Source organism: Campylobacter sp. (assembly GCF_052170435.1).
Lineage (GTDB): Bacteria > Campylobacterota > Campylobacteria > Campylobacterales > Campylobacteraceae > Campylobacter_A.
In genome coordinates, this window is record NZ_JBQNAN010000008.1 from 36787 (window position 1) to 58267 (window position 21481).

The following is a 21481-nucleotide window of genomic DNA, read 5'->3' on the forward strand; positions in this document are numbered from 1 at the left end:
TTGCCGCCATTTTCCTTATTTATTGTTGTTTGTTTAGCGTGTTTGTTAATATGAAAAATAGTTCCTCGGCCGTAAATCTTTTGCCGCTAGAAAAATCCATTAGATCACCTTTATAAACGCTTATCTTTTCTATGTCGCTAAAAATTTCTGATATAATTTCATTTTTTATTTCTAAAATTTTGCCATTGCTAAAAATAAATTGCATCTGATCATTTTCAGTATTCATTTCTAAGATGCTTAATTTATTGGAAATAAAGTATTTTTTATCGCTTAAAGTTTCATTTATTTTTCTTATTTCATAGTTAAGATCGTTAAGGCATTTTTTTATCTCTTGTAGGGTAGTGGTTTCAAAATAGTGAAAGTGTTGCCATTTTAGGTTAAATAAGTCCTTAAAATCAGTGCCGTCTTTTGACTTGTATTTAACACTTATGGGAATACAATTAAAACCTGCCTCTTTAATACCCATAAAACCTGCTGCTAGGATAGAAAACTCTTGTTGGGGCGCAAAGTATTCTATGGGATTTTTGAAACTGTAGCCTTTAAAAAATTGTAGATATTGCTCTTCTATTTGAAAAGATATATCATATGCGGGCGCCTTTCCTATATTTTTTATAATTATTCTAGAGAAATTAGTTGAGTCAAAAGAGATATCAAAAATAATTGAAATAAAAGGCGATGTTTCAACTTTTCTAAGCCTAATGGTTTCTTGTGTGAGTTTGTAGGAAAAGTAAACGTAAATAATTGTTACGATAACTAAAAATACCGTAGCTCCTGCTGTAACCCAATCTGCACCATTATCCATAAAGTATCCTTGTGGTTATAATTTGATTATCTATAAAAATATTGGCCAGATAAACTCAGGCAAATTTACCCGTCAAACCCGACTTTCTTATCCTCGCCGAAATTTGAGCTCATCTCGCGTTTGATCTCGCTTTCAAAGTCGCCCATCGTAAATATCCCGTCCTCGCGTACGGCTACTTTTAGCGCGGTATTTTTGAGCGCGAGCATGATTTGCGCGCCGCTTAACTCAAATTTAGCCAGTTGTTTGACGTCGAAATTTTCCTCAAAGCTCGCATTTTCGGGCAGCACTTTGCGCCAGATCGCAAGGCGAGCGGCGAGGTCGGGCTTTTTAAACTCGATTTTGTAATCAAACCTGCGAGAAAACGCGATATCTAGGCTTTGTAAGAAGTTCGTCGTGGCGATGAGCACGCCCTCAAAGCGCTCGATTTGCTCCAAAAATATATTTTGCATTTGATTGTGCATCTTGTCCGCGCCGCTGCCGCCCTCGACGCGCGTGCTTAGAAACTGATCGGCTTCGTTTAGCAGCAGCACGGGCTCGCTCTTGCTTTTGGCGCAGATTTCTTTGTACGTATCGAAAATTTTACGCACGTTTTGTTCGCTCTCGCCGACGTATTTGCTCAAAATTTTAGAGCAGTCAAAGCTAAGAACCTGCTTTTTTAGGCTTTTAGCTAGGCTTAGCGCGCTCATAGTTTTGCCCGTACCCGGCGGTCCGTAAAAGATGATTTTGGCGTCCACGTTTTTACGCGACTTGATGCCCCAGCTAGATAGGCGCGCCAGCACGCGGCGATCTACTTGTTTTAGGATCGCGTCCAGCAGCTCTTTTACCTTGACGTCCAGCACGACGTCGTTTATGTCGGTCGAGGGCTCAATGAGCTCAAAGATTTCCTGCTCTTTTACGAGAGTTTCTAGAGCTAGTTTTTTGCTTTTGCTCTCGGTTTTTGGATGCATTACGCTTTGTAAAATTTCATCGGTTATATAAAACGTCCTGCTAAAGCCGCCGTAGGTATTTAGCGACTCGTCGTAGTCGATAAGGCCATTTTCGATTAGCTTTGAGCCTTCATCCAGTAGTGCACGATTTTTTATGCGTTCAAATTCGTCCGCGCTTAAAATCCCTACAAGCGCGTTTAGATCGCGGTTTGCGTCCGTTTCGCCGACGTATTCTTCCTTTAAAAGCGCGAGGAAAATAAGCTGTTCTTTGTCGTTTAGCGCGTTATCTTTGAAAATTTGCTCGACGGGAACCAAAATTTTGCTTAAATTTAGCCGTTTTTCGATGATGGCTTCTAGCTCTTTTACGTCTTTTTCGAGGCGGCTTTTGGCGTCGCTTGATACGTTTTTGCTAAAAAACGAGAGCTTGCCGTAAAGCTCCACGCGCAAGAACTGATCTTTTAGGTAGTCGAGGTGATCGGCGTAGGGCGCGACTGTGGGCAGCGTAAGCCCAAACTCGCCCTCTTCTAAAATTTTTAGAAAAAGCGGCGATAGCGAGATCTCGCTGTGAAGCAGGCCGAGTAAATTTGAGCCGGAGCCGTCTGCGCCCTGGTTTTTAAAGATAGAAAATCCCTGCACGATCCAGCCGCTTTCCAGTAGATTTTTTACGTCCGCAAGTCCTGCTAGAAATTTATACTCCTCGCTGCCAAAAACAGCGCAAAGCACGTCGTAAACGCTACTTTGCGGAGTGCCTTCGACGTAGCCTTTGCTTAGATGGCGTAAAATTTTCGCCTCGTTTTGGCTGCATTTTATGAGCGAGGAAATTTTAGAATTTTGCTCTGCGCCGATAAACTCTATCAAAAACTGCACTAAATTTCACCCTTTATCTGCTCTTTTAAAACGCGCTTTAGCACCTTGCCCGTCGCGTTTTTAGGTAGATTGTCTTTAAAATAAATCGTCTTTGGAATTTTAAAATTCGCCAAGTGTTTTTTAAGGTGCGCGCGGATCTCTTTTCCGTCCAGGCTCATATCCTCTTTAAACTGGATAAACGCCGTGACTTCCTCGTCCGCGTGCTCGTCCTTGATGCCGATAACGGCGGCTGCCTCGACCTCGGGCAATTTAAACAGCACCTCCTCGATCTCGCGCGGGTAGATGTTGATGCCCTTTGAGATGATGAGGTCTTTTTTGCGGTCGACGATAAAGATATAGCCCTCCTCGTCGATCTTGACGAGATCGCCCGTGCGCAGCCAGCCGTTTACGATCGTTTCGTCGGTGGCGTCGGGCATATTTAGGTAGCCCTGCATCACGCAGTCGCCTTTTACGATTAGCTCGCCGACCTCGCCTGCGGGCAGCTCCATCATCTCGTCGTTTATGCATTTTACTTTGTAACCCGGTAGCGGCAAGCCGACGCTTGAGATTTTTTGTTTTTGCAGCGTGTTTGCCGAGACGATAGGCGAGCATTCGCTAAGGCCGTAGCCCTCTATCAGTACCGCGCGCGGAAATTTAACGCGAAAATCCGTGATAGTCTGCTCCGCCAAAGGCGCTCCGCCGCTGATAAAAATCCTAATGCAGTTAAACCAGCGAAAATACCACGGAATTTTAGCCTTGCCGATAGCCGTATAGATCGCGGGTACGCCTAAAAATACGGTCGCGCGCTTGAGCAGGACTTGTTTTAGGACGTTTGAAAACGGGAAAATGGACTTTACTAAAATAAGCGAACATGCCGAAAATATCGGCAGTAGCACCATCGCCGTGAGGGTAAAGCTGTGAAACATCGGCAAAAACACGGCAAATCTATCCTTCGTGCGCACGTGAAAGACCTCGTGCGCGCCCTGGACGTTTGAGATGAGGTTGCGGTAGCTGATCATCGCGCCCTTTGGCTTGCCTGTGGTACCCGAGGTGTAGATGATATGGGCTAGATCGTCAAGCTTCGGTCGGTCGGTCAAATTTAGCTCTATACGGCAGTTTAGCGCGTGCGCGTAGGCGATATTGTTTTCGTCAAATTCGGATCTATCGCCGATCCAGACGATCTTTTTGATCGCGGTTTTGCTCTCTAGCCCGCGTATCTCTTTGGCTAGCTCGGCCGAGGCAAAGAGAAATTTCGCCCCGCAGTCGTTTATGATGTACTCGAATTCTTCGTATTTTAAGAAGGTATTTATCGGCACGGCCACGGCGCCAAGTAGCGTGATGGCAAAGTAGCTAGCGATAAACTCCGGCGAGTTGTTTACGATCATCGCGACGCGGTCGCCTTTTTTTATGCCCATACCTTGCAAAAACGCAGCCAACGTAAAGGCGTTTGTGCGTAGCTGATCGTAGCTCATCTTGCCCGTTTCGGTGTAGATCGCGATACCGCCGCCGTTTTTATCTACCGCGACGTTTAGCATATCCTCGAAATTTTCGTAAGGGTAGTTCATGGCCGCGCCTTAAAATTTATATTTCACGTTCAAATTTATCGCCTGAGCGTTGCCGCGCTCAAATTTGCCGTTTGGATAGAGTCCCGACGCGTTTGAGTAGTAGCTCACGTCGCGCTCTTTTCTATCTTGGTAGAAGTAGCTGGCTCCTAGCTCCAAAGCGTCTGTAAATTTGTAGTTAAAGCCCGCTGCGTAGATGACGGCTTTAGTATCTGGTAGGTCAAAGCCCGTAGTGTCGGCTCTGGATGCGGCCTCGTCAAACGTAACCGCGCCCATCAGGCGGAGCTTATCCGTCGCGTCGTGCGCTACGCCGATGCGGTAGGCGTTCGTATCTTTCCAGTCGCGCTTTTTTGGCGCGTCAAATGCCGCGAAAAACGGGTTGCGGTAGTGAGCGGCCGAGGCGCCCGGGTAGTTGAAGTCAAGCTCTTTCCACGCCGACCAGTAGGTTCGCTCAAAGTCAAATAGCAGCGTGGTGTTTGCGATTTTGTACGATAGGGCTAAATTTAAGCTCGCAGGTAGCGGTACGGATAGCTTTGCGCTGCCGCTATATGAGCCGCTCGGAAATGCTCCTCTCGGGTGCGCCGGCGCGCTGATGTCGGTGTCGCCTTTTAGATTCATATTTACTTTCGAGCGGTAGGTGGCCGCTAGGCTCAAATTTGAGGTCGGTTTATAGGTGATTGCGGCGTTATAGCCGAAATTTACGCGGTCGCCTTTGATGTCTTGCGAGGCGGGTAGGGCGCCAGGGACCTCCTGCACGGCTTCTCCTCTAGCGTAAACGGCGCGAAGACCAAAGCCTAATGCGATGTTATCGGTTAGCGCGTAGGCGACGCTAGGATTTACCTCGATCACTTTTAGATCGAATTTTTTAGATGTGGCTTTAGGTAGATTTTCGTCCCATCTCATCGACATTCCCGCAGGCACGACGACTGATAGGCCAAAGCGCCAGTCGCCAAAATGCGGCGTCACGAAGTGAAACGTAGGCACGAGCGCGGTCGCTCTTTTGGATGTGAGTTTGTCGCCGTTAAAGTGCCTATACTTCGTCTTTGACATGCGCAGGTAGGTTAGCGAGCTCTCGAGGTAGTGTCCGCCGTCCAAAAATATCATATTTGCCGGGTTATTATAGGCTGCGTCGGGTCCGAAGCTCGTCGCGACGTTTGAGTTTAAAAGCGCGATGCTATCGCCGCTTTGCTCCGGGATTTTAAAACCGGCCGCATTTAGACAGCAGCAAGCCGCTAGGCAAACGCCGATATATTTTCTCATTTACTCTCCTTTAAAGTTTCTTAAAATTTTTATCTCGTCCGCCCAGATGCTCTCGTCGATCGTCTCTAAAACTAGCGGGATATCGTCCGTGCGGGGGTCGTTTATGATGTTTTCAAATGTTTTTAAGCCTAAAAAGCCTTTGCCCAGGCTCTCGTGGCGATCCTTTTTGCTGGCTAGGTCAAATTTCGTATCGTTTAGATGCATACCCCGCAGCATATCGCGTCCGACTATCTCGTCAAACTCGCTCATCACGCGCTCGTAGTCATCTCTGATATCGTATCCCGCGGCAAATGTATGACAGGTATCTAGACACACGCCGATCCTGTTTTTGTCAATACAGTGCTTGATGATATAGGCTAGGTGTTCAAATTTAAAGCCCAAATTTGAGCCTTGGCCGGCGGTATTTTCTATGACTAGCTTTACGTTTTGGCTATTTTCAAGTAGGAAATTTACGGAATTTGCGATATTTTGGAGGCAAATTTCGGGCGAAATTTCGTTTAGATACGAACCTGGATGAAAATTTATCATCACTAGGCCTAGCGCCTCTACGCGGTAAATTTCGTCCAAAAAGGCGTTAATGGACTTTTGACGCTGCTCCGGGTTTGGGTGGCCTAAATTTATAAGGTAGCCGTTGTGCGGCAAAACGTGCCTGGGCTCGATATGGGCGGCTTTTAAATTTTGTTTAAATTTGGAGATATTTTCCTGGGAAAGCGGCTTGGCCTCCCATTGGCGCTGATTTTTGACGAACATCGCAAAGGCGTTCGCGCCGATATTTGCCGCATTTAGCGGAGCGTTTTCTACGCCGCCCGCGATGCTCACATGCGCGCCGATAAATTTCATTGAAGCTCTTTTATGATGATTTTTATGCGGTTTTTAGCGTCGAAAAAGCTGATATTTTTACCGCAAACTTCGTATTTTATTGAATATTTACTTATATCTTGTATAAAACCGCACGAATTTGTCATTACATTTATGCCGTCATATAGCGGTTTGCGCTCCAAAATTTCCGCGAAAAAGTCGTCGTATCTCTCCTCCAAAAAGAACTTTTTGTTAAATTCTTTTTTCTCAAAACACGCGCCGTTCATGCAAATTTTGTCGTTTATTTTGAGATTTACCGTATTTATGCCCGAGCTGTAAATTTGCAAATTTAGCTGATTTGCGTTTTTATGCAGGAAGCCGACGTCGTTGATTTTTAGCGGCGGAGTGAGGATGGTGACGGTAAATTTGTCCGATGATTTTTGGCTTTGTAGCGCGGCACAGCCACCAAGCGCGAGGCAAGCGAGCGCAGCTAAAGCGAAGTTTGTAGATTTTTTCATGATTTTTTATCCTTGGTTTAAGCTATTTTTTATTATCTTTAATGTAAAATCCCATTTCCGCTAATTTGTGGCCCCTTCGTCTAGCGGTTAGGACATCGCCCTTTCACGGCGGTAACACGAGTTCGAGTCTCGTAGGGGTCACCACTTCATTTTAAATTTCACAAAAGATTTTAATTTTATCCGCTTATCGCTTAAACGCCCTTTATCTAAAAATAATTTTTCTTAAATTCGTTTTTTCTAAAAATTTATTCGCAGAGCCGTTTGTTGCGTATTTTGCGAAATCAAATTTCATCGCGGCAAATTTAACCGCTGCCAAATAAACAAAAACCAGCCAAATTTAATCGCCTCAAAGCGTAAAATTTGATCCCCAAACGCCCATATTTGACCGCTCAATCAAATTTAAACCCGTTTTGGCTATAATCGCGCCCTAATTTATAAAAAAGGAAAAAAATGTTCGATTGGATTTTTTCGCCCGAGGCGTGGCTGTCGCTCGTGACGCTAACGGGGCTTGAGATCGTGCTTGGTATCGACAACATCATATTTATCGCGATCCTAGTCGGCAAGCTCCCGCCCGAGCAGCGCGACAAAGGCCGCATTTTAGGGCTTTCGCTCGCGATGCTAACGAGGATTGCGCTTTTGCTTTCGCTATTTTGGATTATGAAGCTTACCAAGCCGCTATTTAGCGTGTTTGACTTCACGATCACGGGGCGCGATTTGGTGCTGATTTTAGGCGGACTTTTCCTCATCGGCAAGTCCACGCTAGAGATCCACTCAAGCGTCAGCGGCGAGCACGAAGAGCACTCGGCGAGCAAAGGGCATGCGAGCTTTTGGGTCGTTATCGCAGAGATCGCCGTGCTTGACATCGTCTTTTCGCTCGATAGCGTCATCACCGCAGTGGGCATGGCAAACCACATCGAGATCATGATTTTAGCCGTGATGCTTGCGGTGGGCGTGATGATGTTTGCGTCTAAGAGCATCTCAAATTTCGTCGACAACAACCCGACGATCAAAATTCTCGCGCTTGCGTTCTTGATCCTGATCGGCTTTACGTTAGTTGGCGAGGGGCTCGGTATGCACGTGCCTAAGGGCTACGTTTACTTTGCGATGGCGTTTTCTCTGGGCGTGGAGCTCATCAACATCTACGCTCGCAAAAAGTCGGCAAAACGCGCGCAAGAGGCTCAAAAGTAAATTTGAGCCTTTAAATTTGCTTTTAGGCGCGCAGGGCGGCAAATTTAACGCTTCGGCTTTGTTTTTTGAGGCGTCAAATTTAAACGGGGCGAATTTGAGCGGTAAATTTAAAAAGCAAAGGAGCTAGCGTGGACGTAAAAGGCGAATTTTTAGAGATTTTAGAGGGGCTTAAGAGTGAAAAGCTGGCGGTATTTTCACAAAAGCTCATCAAAAGCCCTGAAATTTTAGGCGTAAAAACTCCCGAACTAAGACGCTTGGCAAAGCAAAATTTCGCTCGGTTAAATTTAGAACAGATCGCAGCTTATGAGCCGTTTTTTCATGAGGAGTTTATGCTAAAGGGCTTTTTGATAATGCTCGTTAAAGACGACGAAGCCAAATTTAAGCTAGCTAGCGAGTTTATCAAAACGATGCCAAACTGGGCCGTGACGGACGGCTTTGAGCCTAAATTTACCGAGGCGCGCTACGTAGATGCGCTGCTAAAGCAGGCTCTAGGCTCAAATTTAGAATACGAAAAGCGCTTTTTCTACGTTTATTTTATGCGTAATTTTGGGGCGCTTTCGCTCGAGCGGTTTTTTGAAATTTGTGCCGAGGAAAAGGACGACCGCTACTATGTGCAAATGGCGGCGGCTTTGTCTTTAGCCGAGGTTTTTATCAAATTTAACGGCGCGGGGCGAGAGCTACTGGAGAGCGGGCGGCTGAGCAAATTTACTCACAACAAAACGATCTCAAAGATCCGCGACAGCTACCGCGTGCCAAAAGAGGTAAAAGACGCGCTTTTGGAGCTCAAAATCAAGTGAATCTAACAAAAGAGCCCATAAATAAGCTCGTACTGCGCCTAGCCGCGCCCGCGGGCGTCGCGATGAGTTTTAACACGCTTTATAACGTGACGGGCGTGTTTTTTGCCGCGCGCATATCGACGCAGGCGCTGGCGGGCTTTTCGATGAGTTTTTTGCTCTATATCAGCGTCGTGGGCGTGGGGCTTGGCTTTGGCTCGGCGCTAACGGCGCTTGTGGGTAATGCGCTTGGCGGCGGCAAAGAAAAACTCGCTAAAATTTATGCTGCAAAGGGCGTGTTTTTCGTGTTTCTTTGCGCGTTTTTTATGGGGCTTTCGGGATTTATTTTTACGCCGCATTTGCTTAAAATTTTAGGCGCGAACGAGGAATTTTTGCGCGAAGCCATGGCGTATAACCGCGTGATATTTCTTGCCTCGCCCTTTTTCTTGCTCATAAAATCCTTAAACGGCGTGCTGGTGGCTACGGGCGACACGAAGAGCCTGCGAAACTGGCTTTTTGCGGGACTTTTTATAAATTTGGGCTTTTGCTTTTTTTATGTGGATTTTTACGGACTGGGTATCGGCGGGATAGCGCTAGCGACGGCTTCGGTGCAGCTTTTAGGCTCGTTATTTTTAGGCGTCAAAGTCGCAAAAACGGGCATGATAAATTTTTTAAATTTACGCTCATTTGCGCCTGAGCTCGCCATCTACCGTAAAATTTTAGCCCAAGCCTTGCCCGCATGCCTAAACTATCTCTCGATGTCGCTTGGCGGGCTCGTTCTCATGCATTTTATCAGCCGTTACGGCACGCATGCGGTCGCAGGCTATGGACTAGCGCTACGCATCGAACAGATCGTTATGTTGCCGACGACGGGCATCGCATCGGCGGTTCTTGGTATCGTGTCGCAAAACTTCGGCGCTCGCAAATACGCCAGAGTGCAAGGCTGCTATGCCTATGCGGTCAAATTTTTAACGGTTTACTGCATTTTTGCGGCGGCTTTTTGCCTGGGGCTCGGCGGGATTTTGGTCGGGTTTTTTGACGAGACGCCTGAGGTCGTAAACGCGGCAAAAAGCTATTTTGCTGTAAATTCGCTAGCGTTTATAGGCTACGCGCTCATAAATCTCTCCGGCTCGACGCTTCAAGGCGTAAAAAGGCCCTCGGCAGTTTTTGTTTTAAATTTTACCCGTCAGATAGTGCTGCAAATGGCGCTTTACTCGCTTGTAGCCGATATTTTTGGCGGCGAGTTGCAAGATATTTTTAAAGCGATGTTTTTTAATGTTTGGCTGATCGGGCTAACTTTTTTCTTTTATACAAAATTTGTTCTTGCCCGAGTTTGCGCGGCTTGAAGCAAAAATTTTCGCAAATTTTCAAATTTAAGCTTATTTTTCTTGACATAGCGCATTTTTTTGGCTACAATGCGCCTTTTCAATAAGTAGGCTAAACTCGCAATGCCTCGGGGTGTAGCGCAGGCTGGTTAGCGCATCTGGTTTGGGACCAGAGGGCCGAAGGTTCGAATCCTTTCACCCCGACCATTTGTTAGATGGTGAGTGTAGCTCAGTCGGTTAGAGCATCAGATTGTGGTCCTGAGGGTCGTGGGTTCGATTCCCATCACTCACCCCACTTGGGCGCTCGTAGCTCAATTGGATAGAGCGACAGACTTCGGATCTGTAGGTTATGGGTTCGACTCCTATCGGGCGCGCCACTTTGTTTTTATGCGCTCATAGCTCAGCTGGATAGAGCAACGGCCTTCTAAGCCGTAGGCCTCAGGTTCGAATCCTGATGGGCGTACCACTTTATTATTGTTGTGCGGATGTGGTGAAATTGGCAGACACGCCAGACTTAGGATCTGGTGCCCCACGGCGTGAAGGTTCAAGTCCTTTCATCCGCACCATCCAAATACTATTTTTAAAATCCAAACTTTTTTCTAAAAAAAGACAATTATTTTTGTAATCTCTTTATAGCTTTATATGACAAGATATATTTTTCAAAGCATTCAGGAGCTTTGCTCAGAGTTCAAATTGTATTTAGTTTTTTAGCATTAAAATTTGACTAAATTTACGCCGCAGCGTGCCGTATATTTCAGATATGATATGGATTAATAAAATTTCAAATAGTTTGCTGTAAAATTTCCGTAAATTTGCCACCTATATCAGCAAAGGAGCCTATCATGGGTCAAATTTTAAGCGATACCCTAAGTCAAATTTATGAAAATTTAGGCGACGAAATAGAAAACTTAAGCGTGCAGCGCGTAGTGGTCGGGCTATTTTTCACTGGCGTAAAGCTAAGTAACGGAGTTTGCGGCGTGAGCTACACTCCGTTAAAGTCCTTTCCGCAGGCCGTTTGTTGCCCGTCACAAGCTATGGTAATGCCAAATTCCGGCAATATTTGCGGCAAAAATGTAAAAACTCTTTTAAAAGATCTATCTAGCGAGAGTCCTATTAAAAAAACCATCGCCGTAGCCGCCCTAAACACACTTTCGCAGACGTGCTACGAACGCTCGGCTAGTCCGTATGCGACTAAATTTAGGGCCGATCCTTTTGAAGAGCTAGCTATCAAGCGTGACTCGTTTAGCGTGATCGTGGGCGCGCTGGTGCCTTACATCAAATTTATGATGAAAAACGGCCTTGATTTTCGTATCTTGGAGCTTGATAAGAGTGCGCTAAAAGACGATGAGCTTAAGTATTTTATTCCGCAAGAAGAGGCTGCAGATGCGATCAGGGCGGCCGATAATCTCATCATAACCGGCGTCACGCTGCTAAACGACACACTGGAGGATATCCTGAGCCTAAAAAAGAGCGGTGCCGACGCCATCGTCGTCGGTCCGACTGTCTCGATGTCGCCCAAGGCGCTTTTTGATAGAGGCGTGAGCTGCGCTGGCGGTATTTATACTACGCGCGCGGATGAGCTTTTAGACGTGATCGCGCAGGCCGGCTCGGGGTATCATTTTTTCGGCAAATTTGCGGAGAAATTCGTGATGAAACGCGAGAGTCAGCACTCTAAAATTTAGAAATTTAGCGACATGAATACACAAGGCTAAATTTGGCCAAATTTGACGATTATTTTTGGCCTAGAGGGGCGATTTTATTTCGGTGCAAAATAGGCGACTTGGCATTAAATTTGTGCTTTGCACGGATAAAATCGGTTCTAAATTTATGCAAATTTACGAGAGTTTCGTCAAATTCAAAAAGTCAAAAAATATGTAAAAGGCCGAGCAAAGCGCCCGACCTAAAGTTGCATTAAGCGAAATTTTAATAAAACGAACTAACCTTGCCCGTCAAATTTACCATGATATTTTTCATCTGAGTGTAGTGCTCAAGGATGATTTTGTGCGTTTCGCGGCCGATGCCCGAGCTCTTGTAGCCGCCAAAAGGGCTGCCCGCCGGGATCTGGTTGTAGCAGTTTATCCACACGCGGCCCGTCTCCATCGCGCGAGCGGTGCGGATAGCGCGAGTGATGTCCTGCGTGAAGACGCCGCCGCCTAGGCCGTATTCGCTATCGTTTACCATCTTGATGAGCTCGTCCTCGTTTTTAAATTTGATCACGACGCCTACCGGGCCGAAAATCTCCTCTCTGGCCACGCGCATATCGTTGCTCACGTCCACTAGCAGCGTCGGCTCGACGAAGCTATCTCCCGCAGCCGCGAGTTTACCTCCGACGGCGATTTTGGCGCCCTCTTTGACGCCGATGTTGATGTACTCGACGATCTTGGCGGCTTGTTTAGCGTTGATCTGAGAGCCCATCTGCGTCTTTGGATCAAGCGGATCGCCGACTTTTAGGTTTTTAAATTTCTCCACAGCCGCGGCGATAAATTTGTCGTAAATTTTCTCCTCGACAAATATCCTGCTGCCCGCGCAGCAAACTTGTCCTTGGTTAAACAAAATACCCATCTGAACGCCGTCTAGAGCCAAGTCAAAGTCTGCGTCGGCGTAGATGATGTTGGCCGATTTGCCGCCTAGCTCGAGCGTTGCCGGGATGATTTTTTCAGCCGCCGAGATAGCGATCTCGCGTCCGATCTCGGTCGAGCCGGTAAATGCGATCTTGTCGATGCCGCTGTGCTTTTGTAAAAACGCTCCTGCGCCGCTACCTTTGCCCGTTATCACGTTTACGACGCCTTTTGGTAGCACGTCTTTGATGAGGCGCATTAGCTCGAGCACGCTCAGGCTGGTTTCAGACGACGGCTTTAACACGCTCGTATCGCCGGCTGCGATGACGGGAGCTAGCTTCCACGCCGCCATCAAAAACGGGAAATTCCACGGCACGATCTGCGCTACGACGCCGATAGGCTCGCGTAAGATTAGCGAGAGGTGCTTTTCTTCGAGCACGTTTGCGCTGCCCTCTTCGCCCTGGATCACGCCCGCAAAATACCTAAAATGCTCCGCCGCGTACGGCACGTCCACGTTTAGCGTCTCGCGGATAGGCTTGCCGTTGTCCATCGTCTCGACCGCGGCTAAAAAGTCTTTGTTTGCGTCGATTATATCGGCGATTTTGAGCAAAATTCTGCTTCGCTCGCTCACCGTGCTATGGCGAAACGTCTTAAACGCTTCGCGCGCGGCCTTGACCGCGGCGTCCACGTCCTCTTTACTCGCGTCCGCGATCGCGGCTAGCTTTTTGCCGGTGGCGGGGTCAAAGGTATCTAGCGTCTTGCCGCTGCTTGCAGGGACGAATTCGCCGTTTATAAAAAGGCCGTATTTTTCTTGCAACTTAACCATTTTTTCTCCTTGAAAGATTATTTAATAACTGAAATATTACTCCTCCATTATAAATATTTTGATAATTAGAAAATAATCGTTATCAAAAATTTGAGCGGAAATTTGACGGGATTTTAGGTTAAATTTGCTGGGAATATTTTAAATTTGACGCACCGAGACCCATATCGCTTAAACTCGCGACGCTTTGCGTTAGCAAAGCTATGTCGCCACCTTAAAAGCGTCGTAGAGGGAGGGGGATTAAAGGGGGTGGGGGAGCTCTTTTGCTTCAGCTACGCTTCGCAACTGCAAGCAGAGCGCAATTTAAGCCCCCACCCCCTTTACAATAAAGCAAAAACAACCCTTGAGCGGTTGTTTTTGCTCAAAGAAACTCAAAAACTTAACTAAGCTAAATTTAGCTTTTTGCAGTGTGGGTCTCGGTGCGTAAAATTTGAAACCGAAATTTGCAAATTTGACTTCAAATTTGAGTACAAAAAATCAAGGCAAAGTATCGCGAGATGATTTTTGGTGTTTTGAAGTTAAAATTTAATGAAAATAAGGCATATAGCCTATTGAGTCAAATTTTAACGAAATCTGCAAAAAGCACTCGCGAGACAAGCCGCAATCACTTCACGAGATCAGCTAGCACCTTCGCCGCATGCTCTTTCGCCTTCACGCTCTTATACACCTTCGCGATCTTGCCGTCTTTGCCGATCACAAAGGTTGAGCGAGCGATGCCCAGATACTCTTTGCCGTAGTTTTTCTTCACCTGCCAGACGCCGTAGAGTTTGGCGACTTCGTGCGCGGGGTCGCTTAGTAGGATGTGCTTTAGGCTCTGTTTTTGCGCAAAGCCGGCGTGGGATTTGACGCTATCGGGACTAATGCCCACGATCACGGTGTCTTTGGCTATAAAATCGTCGTAAAGCGCGCTAAATTCGCATGCTTCAGTCGTGCAGCCCGGAGTGTTGTCCTTTGGGTAAAAGTACAGCACGACGTTTTTGCCGACGAAGTCTTTTAGGCTGACGCTCACGCCGTCGCTGTTTTCTAGGCTAAACTCCGGCGCCGTGTCGCCCGCTGTTAGCGTGATCTTGCGCTCTAGATCCTCTTTTGAAAATTCGCTCATTTTTGCTCCTTTCTAATCTCCTCAAGCGTCTTGCCGCCCGAGCCTATCGAGCTTGCGTCGTATGTTTCGATATAAATTTGCACGCGCTCGCGATTTTTGCCCAGCACGCGTACCATAGTGTCGGTCATCTCCTCGACTAGCTTTTGCTTTTGCTCTTTTGTCGGCTCCGGGCCTGCCATTTTTACGTTTATGAAAGGCATTTTTTCTCCTTAAATTTGATAAATAGAGGCTAATTATATCAAAATTTAATCAGTTGCCCAGCTCGTTTGCGTGCTAAAATTTAAGCCTTCATATTAAAATTTAGCTTTAAATTTGACATTTAAGTAAAATTTAAAGATAGTATGATTATTGCATGATTCGGTAGTGGTAAAATTAGATAAATTTACCCAAAAGGAGCGAATATGCGTAAGAATTTTTTCGGTTCTATCGTTTTGGCTGCGGCCTTGGCGGGCGGCGCGTTTATAGCGGTGCCGCAGACTGCGAGTGCGGGCGTTTTGGCGCATCAGGTAAAAACCCAAGGCGAGCTTGGCTCGGTGTTTATCAACCCTTACGACGTGGCGCCTCTAACGGCTGTTATTGATCGCGCGGGCAAGGACATCAAGGATATCCACGTGCGGGTTCTGGGAAAGCCGAACGGCGGCATTGACATCGCCTATAACGTCTCCGAGCATGCGCTGCTAAACCACGACGGCGTGCCGATCTGGGGACTGTATCCGGACTATCTAAACGAGGTCGAAGTAAGCTACGTTTTTAACGGCGAAAAGAAGGTCGAAAAGTATAAAATTTACGCTCAGCCGATCGTGACGTATAGCCGCGATTATAGATTTAGCCACATGCAAAAGATGAAGGTTAAAAAGGTCGATTCTGCGTTTAAAAACAGGCTCTATCTCATCAACAATACGATCACGAGCGTTTATAAGCCGCTTGATTGGAAAAACGGCGGTGCCGCTAGCTGGAACGACTTCACCGAAAATTTCGTCGTCGATACGCAGGGCGAGGTCAGGTGGTATCTAGACTATCAGAAATTTTACGACCGCAGCGAGCGCAGAGTGATGGACGGCGGCATGATGATGGGCTTTCATCAGCTGCCAAACGGCGATCTTAGCTGGGGCATGGCGCAGCGATATATGCGCTACGATATGATGGGCAAGGAGGTGTATAATCGCGAGCTACCGCGCGGCTACATCGACCTTAGCCACGAGGTGATGCCGCTAAAAGGCGATCATCTGCTGCTTCGCGTCGGTAAGTACAACTACCACCACGCAGACGGCAGAATTTCGCACACGATTAGAGATCACATCATCGAGCTAGACGGCAGCGGCAAGGTCGTGGACGAGTGGGATCTGAATGAAATTTTCGGCAAAAACGTCTACCGCAGTAGCCTAATCAAGGCTCTTGACGCTCGTGCCGTGTGCCTAAATATCGACATGGACGCCAAAGAGATCAAAATCAGCGACGATCTGCCTTTCGGCGACGTGACCTCGACCGGCACGGGACGCAACTGGGCGCACGTAAACTCCATCTCGCACGATCCTAGCGACGACGGCATCATCCTCTCGCTTCGCCACCAAGGCATCGTCAAGATCGGCCGCGACAAAAAGGTAAAATGGATCCTCGCATCGCCTGAGGGCTGGAGCGCGGACTTTAAAGAAAAAGTGCTAGTGCCCGTGGATAAAAACGGCAACAAAATCAAATGCGAAAACTCAAAATGCGAGGGCGACTTCGACTGGTCGTGGACGCAGCACACCGCGTGGCTCACTCCGCGCTACGATAACAAGGGCTCCGTAAAGCACATCAGCGTATTTGACAACGGCGACGGCCGCGGCATGGAGCAGCCTGCGCTAAAAGAGCAAAAATACTCTCGCGCGGTCGAGTACAAGATAGACGAGCAAAAGGGTACCGTCGAGCAGACGTGGGAGTTTGGCAAGGAGCGCGGATTTGACTTCTATAGCGCGGTTACCAGCATCGTGGAGTGGCAAAAGGATAAAAGCACGTACTTCATCTCAAGCTCGAACGTCTATCTGCTAAAGCCTGATAAGACGATCAAAATGGTGCTCGTGGAAATCGATCCGAAAACAAACGATGTCAAATTTGAAATGGACGTGGAGTCTGCGTCTAGAGACGACGTAGCCTACCGCGCGATGGTGATAGATCCGAATATCTTTGAGTATTAAATTTTGACCTTTCTGGTTTAGTTTTTCCGGCCGCCGCCAAAAACGGGCGCGCGGCTGGATTTAGAATTTCGTGGCGAGTAAAATTTTAAAGAAAATTCGGCTCGCCGCTTTGTTTAAATTTAAACCGCTCGTCGAAATTTTATCCGCAACGCCGTCAAATTTAACCCGTCAAATTTGCCGAGTTTAGCCCGCTTAATCTCAAATTTACCCTTTATTTTATACAATCTTTAAAAATTACCGTAAAGGAAATTCGATGAAAACGATCTCCAAGATTATACGAGCTCTAGCCGCCGTTTGCTTGCTCGGCATCGGTGCAAACGCGCTGGAGGAAGGCACGGACTATCAGACGCTAGAAAAGCCTCTAAGCGTGCCTAAAGATAGCGTAGTAAAGGTCTTTAGCTACGAGTGCGTCCACTGCTACAAATTTGACCGAACCGTCACGCCGAAGCTATTTAGCGAGCTGGACGGAGTCAAATTTATCCCGTACCACCTAAAAACCAAAGGCAAGCTGGGCGAAACGGCGAGTAAAATTTTTGCTGCGATGATCGTTTTGGACGAGGCTAGCGACGTTAGTTTGCTAAGCGACAAGTCTAAATTTAAAAAGGCCAAATTTGCGATCTACAAGGCTACTCACGACAAGGACGACGATTTTAACGGCGGCAAAGATAAGGCTAGGTTTATCAAAGAGGCCCTTAGCGCGGCGGGCGTGAGCGATGCGGACTACGACAAGGCTCTAGCCAGCGAGCGCGCGCAGGAGATCCTAAAAACATGGGACGATAGTTATGACGTGGCGAAGATCCAGGGCGTGCCCGCATACGTGGTCGGCGGTAAGTACCTGATCAACGTGAAAGCGATCGGCTCGGTAGACGCGATGGCAGCGGCAGTCAAGGAGCTGCTAGCAAAATAATGGACTACAATATCGAAAACAAGGGCTTTGTCTGCTTTGTTTATAACTTGCAGAGAAGGCGGGTATTTTGGGCGGGGTTGCTCGCGGTTTTGGCGGTCAAATTTATACTGTGCGAGCTGTTTTTAGGCGGCGCGGTAGCTGACGCGCTCGTAGTAAAGCTACGCTTTGCGACGCTGTTTGCTGCGTTTGGCGTGTGCGTGGCGATGTGCGCGCCTAAGGTATTTGGCGTCAAGCTCGCGGGATTTTTCCTGATTTTTTTGGGCGTGATATTTGGGCTTGATTACTCTACGAGCGATTTTAGCGGCGTTAGCGAGATTAGCTTTCCTTTTGCGCTACCGTTAAACGAAATTTGTCCGAGCCTGTTTGCGCCTGATTTTAGCGCGGCAAACGAGGCGGGATTTATCAAAATTTACGCGTGGACGAATTTTGCGTTTTTTGCGGCGTTTGGGGCGTTTTGTTTGGTTATGATTTTGAGCTGGTTTGTGTACAACGCGCGTAGCAGCGAAATCAATCAAATTTAAAAATCTGAGATTCCCCGCGCTTGACGGATTTTTAATAATTTTTGGCTAGGGTGCTCAATCACGTATTTCATATACGCTCATATCGCACCCGCCAAAAATTAATAAAACTACGCCTACCGACGTCTTGAATATTTATCTCATATCCTGCTAAATTTACAAATTTAAAAACTCAAATTTGACATTTTCAAGGGGCGGGTCTCGACGAGTAAAATTTGAGCTAAAATTTACAAATTTGACTTCAAATTTGAACGTAAAAAGTCAAGGCGAAGTATTTTTGTCATAGACGAGGCGGAAATGAGCCGAGCGAGGGCACATACAAGTAGTATGTAACCGAGCTTCGGCGATATTTTCAACGAAGCATAAAGGAAAAAGACAAGCCGCCAAATTTAGGCTATTCGCCGCTTAGCATTATGTATCCACTCTCGCTAATGTTTTTAAATTTAACCCCCAGCTCCCGCTTCAGCCTCAGCACGACGTTTTGTATCGCGCCTTTGCTCGTTTGCTCGCCCTCGTAGACGAACTCCTCGATCATCTCGTAGCTCACGAGCTTGTTTAGATTATAGGCAAAGAGCCAAAAGAGCTTGTTTTGCAAAAAGGATAGATAAATCTCCTCGCCGTTTTTGTAGATCTTTTCTTTGGCGAGATTTATGCTCGTTTGCGGGCCCAGGCGCACGAGCTTTTCGCTCTTTTCGTAGGTTAGAGCCACGAGCAAGCGGCAGAGCGCGGCGATATCGACGGGCTTTTTTAGAAACGACGCCGCGCCGTGCTCGATGCTTTTGATGAGGTTGTCGTCGGTGTCGTAGGAGGTAAAGACGATAAATTTTTGCGCCGGCTTTATGCGTATCATCTCCTTCATCATCTCAAAGCCGTTCATCGCAGGCATGTGGATGTCGGTGATGACGACGGCGGGAGCTAGTTTTTTAAAGCGCTCCAGCCCCTCCAGCCCGTCGCCCGCGCCCCAGACGCTTAGGCAGTAGGGCTTTAGCCCGCCTATTAGCAGCTCCCTTGCGATCTCGTCGTCCTCGACGATGAGGACGGTCAGGTCTTTAAGCAGCTTTAAATGCTCTTGCATCTCACTCCTTTAAATTTATCTCAAAGCCGAGCTCAAACGTCGTCGGATCGCCCGCGCTTAGCAGCCTAATGTCGCCTGAAAGCTTTTCGTTTGCCAGCTTTTTGCCAAAATACAGCCCGATGCCGCTTCCTTGCTTTTTGGTAGTTTTTGGCTGGGTTAAAATTTTATCCCGAAGCTCCTTGCTCACACCGCTGCCGTAGTCCGTGACGGCTATCTTGCACGTGCCGTTTTCAAATTTGACGTCCAAAAAAACTTGCCGCTTGGCGATCTGCTCTTTGTATCGCTCCACGACCGCGTCCTTTGCGTTGTGGATTAAGATGAGCAAAATTTGCTGCACGATGCCCATGCGCTGCGTGGCCTCTTCGTCTTTAAACTCGCGCAAGCTTACCGCGACGTTTGCCTTGCTAAGCTCGGTGTGCATGAGCTTTAGCAGGTCTTTTATGCAGCGCTGCACGCTAAATTTTTGCGGAGCGTCGCTACTTTTATAAAAATTTCTAAAAATCTCGATCGTATCGCTTAAAAGCACGGTCGCAGCCTGCCCTTTTTGCAGCATATTTTCCAGCGTCGCGGCGTCTAGTTTGCCGTCTTTTTGTAGCATGAGTAGGCTTGATATCATCAAATTTAGCGAATTTACGGGCTGGATAAACTGATGATTTATGCCGCTGATTAGCTCGCCCGCCTCGCTCATACGCGCTTTGTGCTTGAGCAGGGCCTCGTAGTCGTCTTGTAGGTTTTTGATTTTTGAGTACATAAAGTTATGGAGGAAATTTGCCACTAGCACCAGCGCCGCAAACGCAAAAAGCAAGATGAGGGCGTTTTTTAGCGCGGAGTTAAGCAGCGCGGCGAGCTCCTTTTCGTTATCCGTGCCTGCGCCGATGAACCAGTTTAGCGTGGGGATCTCGGCGACGGAGATGAAATTTGATCCGATATTTAGGCTCGTGATATCTTCGCCCCGCAGGAAAAGCTCTTTAAATTTATCCTCGATCTGCTTTTTTAGCGCCGCGTCCTTCATTGGCGTTAAAATTTCGCCGCCGTGCGTGACGATGAAGGCGTACGAATCTGGCGCTAGCTTAAATTTTTCCATATTTTTTAGTATGTTTTGCAGTTTCACCACGCCGCAAAACACCCCCGCAAACGAGCCGCCGTCCATGACGGGCACGCATAAATTTAGCGTCGGCTCGCCTAAGGTTTTATGACGCTGCATAAAATTTACCGTGGGCGCGAGCGTGTTTTTGGTCTCTTCAAACCACACAAGCCCCGTGCGCAGGCTCTTTGGCATCGCCTCGTCGTCGCCTAGCTCCTTGCCGTCTACGAAAATTTCTCCGTCCTCGCGCAAAAACTGTAAGGCGTCGAATTCTGCGGAGTTTTCTTTAAAAAGCCGTATGAGGCCGCCGAGCTTTTCGTCGTCTCGTATCGCGCCTGCGTTTTGCATAAATTTAGCCGCGCGCACCAGGGAGTGCAGTCGCTCATCCAGCCAAAACGAGAAGCTCCCGACGATGTTTTCGCTCGCGGCGATCTTGTTTTTATCCGCGAGCGCCGTGATCTGCGCCTTGGCGTCCTCGTAGTTTTTCACGCCCAAAAGCACCACGGAAAGGCTTGCGAAAATGATGATGAAGTAAATTTTAAAATTATGCTCGCGTAAGGCTTTCATACGACCAGTATAGCAAAATCGGTCTAAATTTAGACCGATTTAAGCTTTTTTGAGGGTTAAAATTTTGCAAATAAACATCGCGGCGAGCACGACGAAACAGACGCCAAAACCGATGAGAGTGCAGTCCGCCATCGACATAAATTTGCTTGATGGGATCAGATACCAGCCATCCCCATAAAGGTCCACCAGATACTTCTGAAAGCCGCTTAGCGTGACGCCCTCGGGCACTAGCGGATTATCGTAACCGCAGTCGCCAGTAGGCAAGAACCAATCGGGCGCCCACCGCTCAAGCGGCAGGCCGAACGGATAGTGCGGCTCGGTCGAGCAGCCCTGTACGCCGAACGGATCGTCTCCGTGTACGGCGTCGTGGATCTTGGCGAGCTTTACGCTATACATTATGCCCTGGATCGCGCCCCAAAAGGCTAGCAGGTAGCCAAGCGCGGCGAGGAGCAAATTTTTGGGATTTACGATCGCGACTAGCCCTCCTAGCGCCATGCACAAAAATGCAAAGCGGATATAGACGCACTGCTCGCAAGGCGGCATATATACGTAGTTTTGAAACAGCGAGTGCGCGAGGATAACAAGCCCCACGCTCACTGCTACGAGGATCGCCCACGGCAGGCGGCTGTCTGCGAATTTCGCTATTTTTTCCGCAAATTTCATGCTCGCGCCCTA

At 47.6% G+C, this 21481-nt stretch carries 19 protein-coding genes and 6 tRNA genes; 13 read left to right on the forward strand and 12 right to left on the reverse strand.

Annotated elements, in window-relative coordinates; translation table 11 throughout:
- Positions 1-19 precede the first annotated feature (19 nt).
- From ACTTJF_RS04825 to ACTTJF_RS04850, 6 genes are all read right to left on the reverse strand, one after another.
- Complete coding sequence (locus tag ACTTJF_RS04825; protein WP_442550993.1) at positions 20-802, reverse strand: hypothetical protein; 783 nt, start codon at positions 800-802, stop codon at positions 20-22.
- A gap of 65 nt (positions 803-867) precedes the next feature.
- Positions 868-2595, reverse strand: coding sequence for an ATP-binding protein (locus ACTTJF_RS04830; protein WP_442550994.1), 1728 nt, complete (start codon positions 2593-2595; stop codon positions 868-870).
- Positions 2595-4139, reverse strand: a complete 1545-nt coding sequence (locus ACTTJF_RS04835; protein WP_442550995.1) for a fatty acid--CoA ligase — start codon at positions 4137-4139, stop codon at positions 2595-2597. The genes ACTTJF_RS04830 and ACTTJF_RS04835 overlap by 1 nt, the downstream gene beginning before the upstream one ends.
- 9 nt (positions 4140-4148) lie before the next feature.
- A complete protein-coding gene (locus ACTTJF_RS04840; protein WP_442550996.1) occupies positions 4149-5396 on the reverse strand; it encodes an OmpP1/FadL family transporter in 1248 nt (415 codons plus the stop codon).
- Entirely contained in the window at positions 5397-6236 is an 840-nt protein-coding gene (nfo, locus tag ACTTJF_RS04845; RefSeq protein WP_442550997.1) for a deoxyribonuclease IV, read from the reverse strand. It abuts the gene before it with no gap.
- Positions 6233-6712: a hypothetical protein gene (locus tag ACTTJF_RS04850; protein WP_442550998.1), complete on the reverse strand. Its 480-nt coding sequence runs from the start codon at positions 6710-6712 to the stop codon at positions 6233-6235. Before ACTTJF_RS04850 ends, nfo begins: the two co-directional genes overlap by 4 nt.
- A 69-nt stretch (positions 6713-6781) precedes the next feature.
- Between ACTTJF_RS04850 and ACTTJF_RS04855 the strand changes: the two genes are divergently transcribed.
- From ACTTJF_RS04855 to ACTTJF_RS04900, 10 genes are all read left to right on the forward strand, one after another.
- A tRNA-Glu gene (locus tag ACTTJF_RS04855) sits at positions 6782-6856 on the forward strand.
- 306 nt (positions 6857-7162) lie between these two features.
- Complete coding sequence (locus ACTTJF_RS04860; RefSeq protein ID WP_009495442.1) at positions 7163-7900, forward strand: TerC family protein; 738 nt, start codon at positions 7163-7165, stop codon at positions 7898-7900.
- Positions 7901-8028: 128 nt separating this feature from the next.
- A complete protein-coding gene (locus tag ACTTJF_RS04865; protein WP_442550999.1) occupies positions 8029-8697 on the forward strand; it encodes a DNA alkylation repair protein in 669 nt (222 codons plus the stop codon).
- On the forward strand, positions 8694-10019 hold the full coding sequence (locus ACTTJF_RS04870; RefSeq protein ID WP_442551000.1) for an MATE family efflux transporter: 1326 nt from the start codon (positions 8694-8696) through the stop codon (positions 10017-10019). The genes ACTTJF_RS04865 and ACTTJF_RS04870 overlap by 4 nt, the downstream gene beginning before the upstream one ends.
- Positions 10020-10127: 108 nt before the next feature.
- A tRNA-Pro gene (locus tag ACTTJF_RS04875) sits at positions 10128-10205 on the forward strand.
- Positions 10206-10216: 11 nt separating this feature from the next.
- Positions 10217-10293 (forward strand) — tRNA-His (locus ACTTJF_RS04880).
- 5 nt (positions 10294-10298) lie between these two features.
- Positions 10299-10375, forward strand: a tRNA-Arg gene (locus ACTTJF_RS04885).
- A 12-nt stretch (positions 10376-10387) separates the two neighbouring features.
- Positions 10388-10464, forward strand: a tRNA-Arg gene (locus tag ACTTJF_RS04890).
- 15 nt (positions 10465-10479) lie between these two features.
- A tRNA-Leu gene (locus ACTTJF_RS04895) sits at positions 10480-10564 on the forward strand.
- A 276-nt stretch (positions 10565-10840) separates the two neighbouring features.
- Positions 10841-11680 (forward strand): Rossmann-like domain-containing protein, encoded by an 840-nt coding sequence (locus ACTTJF_RS04900; protein WP_442551001.1) that lies wholly within the window; start codon positions 10841-10843, stop codon positions 11678-11680.
- 241 nt (positions 11681-11921) lie between these two features.
- Here the strand turns inward: ACTTJF_RS04900 and ACTTJF_RS04905 are convergent, their stop codons facing one another.
- The 3 genes from ACTTJF_RS04905 to ACTTJF_RS04915 form a co-directional block, all read right to left on the reverse strand.
- Positions 11922-13382, reverse strand: coding sequence for an aldehyde dehydrogenase family protein (locus ACTTJF_RS04905; protein ID WP_002951991.1), 1461 nt, complete (start codon positions 13380-13382; stop codon positions 11922-11924).
- A 601-nt stretch (positions 13383-13983) separates the two neighbouring features.
- Complete coding sequence (gene bcp, locus ACTTJF_RS04910; protein ID WP_442551002.1) at positions 13984-14481, reverse strand: thioredoxin-dependent thiol peroxidase; 498 nt, start codon at positions 14479-14481, stop codon at positions 13984-13986.
- Complete coding sequence (locus tag ACTTJF_RS04915) at positions 14478-14681, reverse strand: tautomerase family protein (protein WP_002949321.1); 204 nt, start codon at positions 14679-14681, stop codon at positions 14478-14480. The genes bcp and ACTTJF_RS04915 overlap by 4 nt, the downstream gene beginning before the upstream one ends.
- A 201-nt stretch (positions 14682-14882) precedes the next feature.
- On the opposite strand from ACTTJF_RS04915, the gene ACTTJF_RS04920 reads away from it, so the two are divergent.
- The 3 genes from ACTTJF_RS04920 to ACTTJF_RS04930 all read left to right on the forward strand — a co-directional run bounded on the left by ACTTJF_RS04920 (position 14883) and on the right by ACTTJF_RS04930 (position 18083).
- Positions 14883-16655 (forward strand): aryl-sulfate sulfotransferase, encoded by a 1773-nt coding sequence (locus ACTTJF_RS04920; RefSeq protein WP_442551003.1) that lies wholly within the window; start codon positions 14883-14885, stop codon positions 16653-16655.
- 253 nt (positions 16656-16908) lie between these two features.
- Positions 16909-17562 carry a thiol:disulfide interchange protein DsbA/DsbL gene (locus tag ACTTJF_RS04925; RefSeq protein WP_122863395.1) on the forward strand — a complete coding sequence of 218 codons (654 nt, stop codon included), beginning with the start codon at positions 16909-16911 and terminating at the stop codon, positions 17560-17562.
- Positions 17562-18083 (forward strand): hypothetical protein, encoded by a 522-nt coding sequence (locus tag ACTTJF_RS04930; RefSeq protein WP_442551004.1) that lies wholly within the window; start codon positions 17562-17564, stop codon positions 18081-18083. Before ACTTJF_RS04925 ends, ACTTJF_RS04930 begins: the two co-directional genes overlap by 1 nt.
- Positions 18084-18474: 391 nt before the next feature.
- Here ACTTJF_RS04930 and ACTTJF_RS04935 read toward each other — a convergent pair whose 3' ends face one another.
- The 3 genes from ACTTJF_RS04935 to dsbI are packed head-to-tail and all read right to left on the reverse strand — an operon-like array spanning position 18475 to position 21469.
- Complete coding sequence (locus ACTTJF_RS04935; RefSeq protein ID WP_442551005.1) at positions 18475-19155, reverse strand: response regulator transcription factor; 681 nt, start codon at positions 19153-19155, stop codon at positions 18475-18477.
- Between the two features lies 1 nt (position 19156).
- Positions 19157-20806 (reverse strand): sensor histidine kinase, encoded by a 1650-nt coding sequence (locus ACTTJF_RS04940; RefSeq protein ID WP_442551006.1) that lies wholly within the window; start codon positions 20804-20806, stop codon positions 19157-19159.
- Between the two features lie 39 nt (positions 20807-20845).
- Positions 20846-21469, reverse strand: a complete 624-nt coding sequence (dsbI, locus tag ACTTJF_RS04945) for a protein-disulfide oxidoreductase DsbI (RefSeq protein WP_442551007.1) — start codon at positions 21467-21469, stop codon at positions 20846-20848.
- Between the last annotated feature and the right edge of the window lie 12 nt (positions 21470-21481).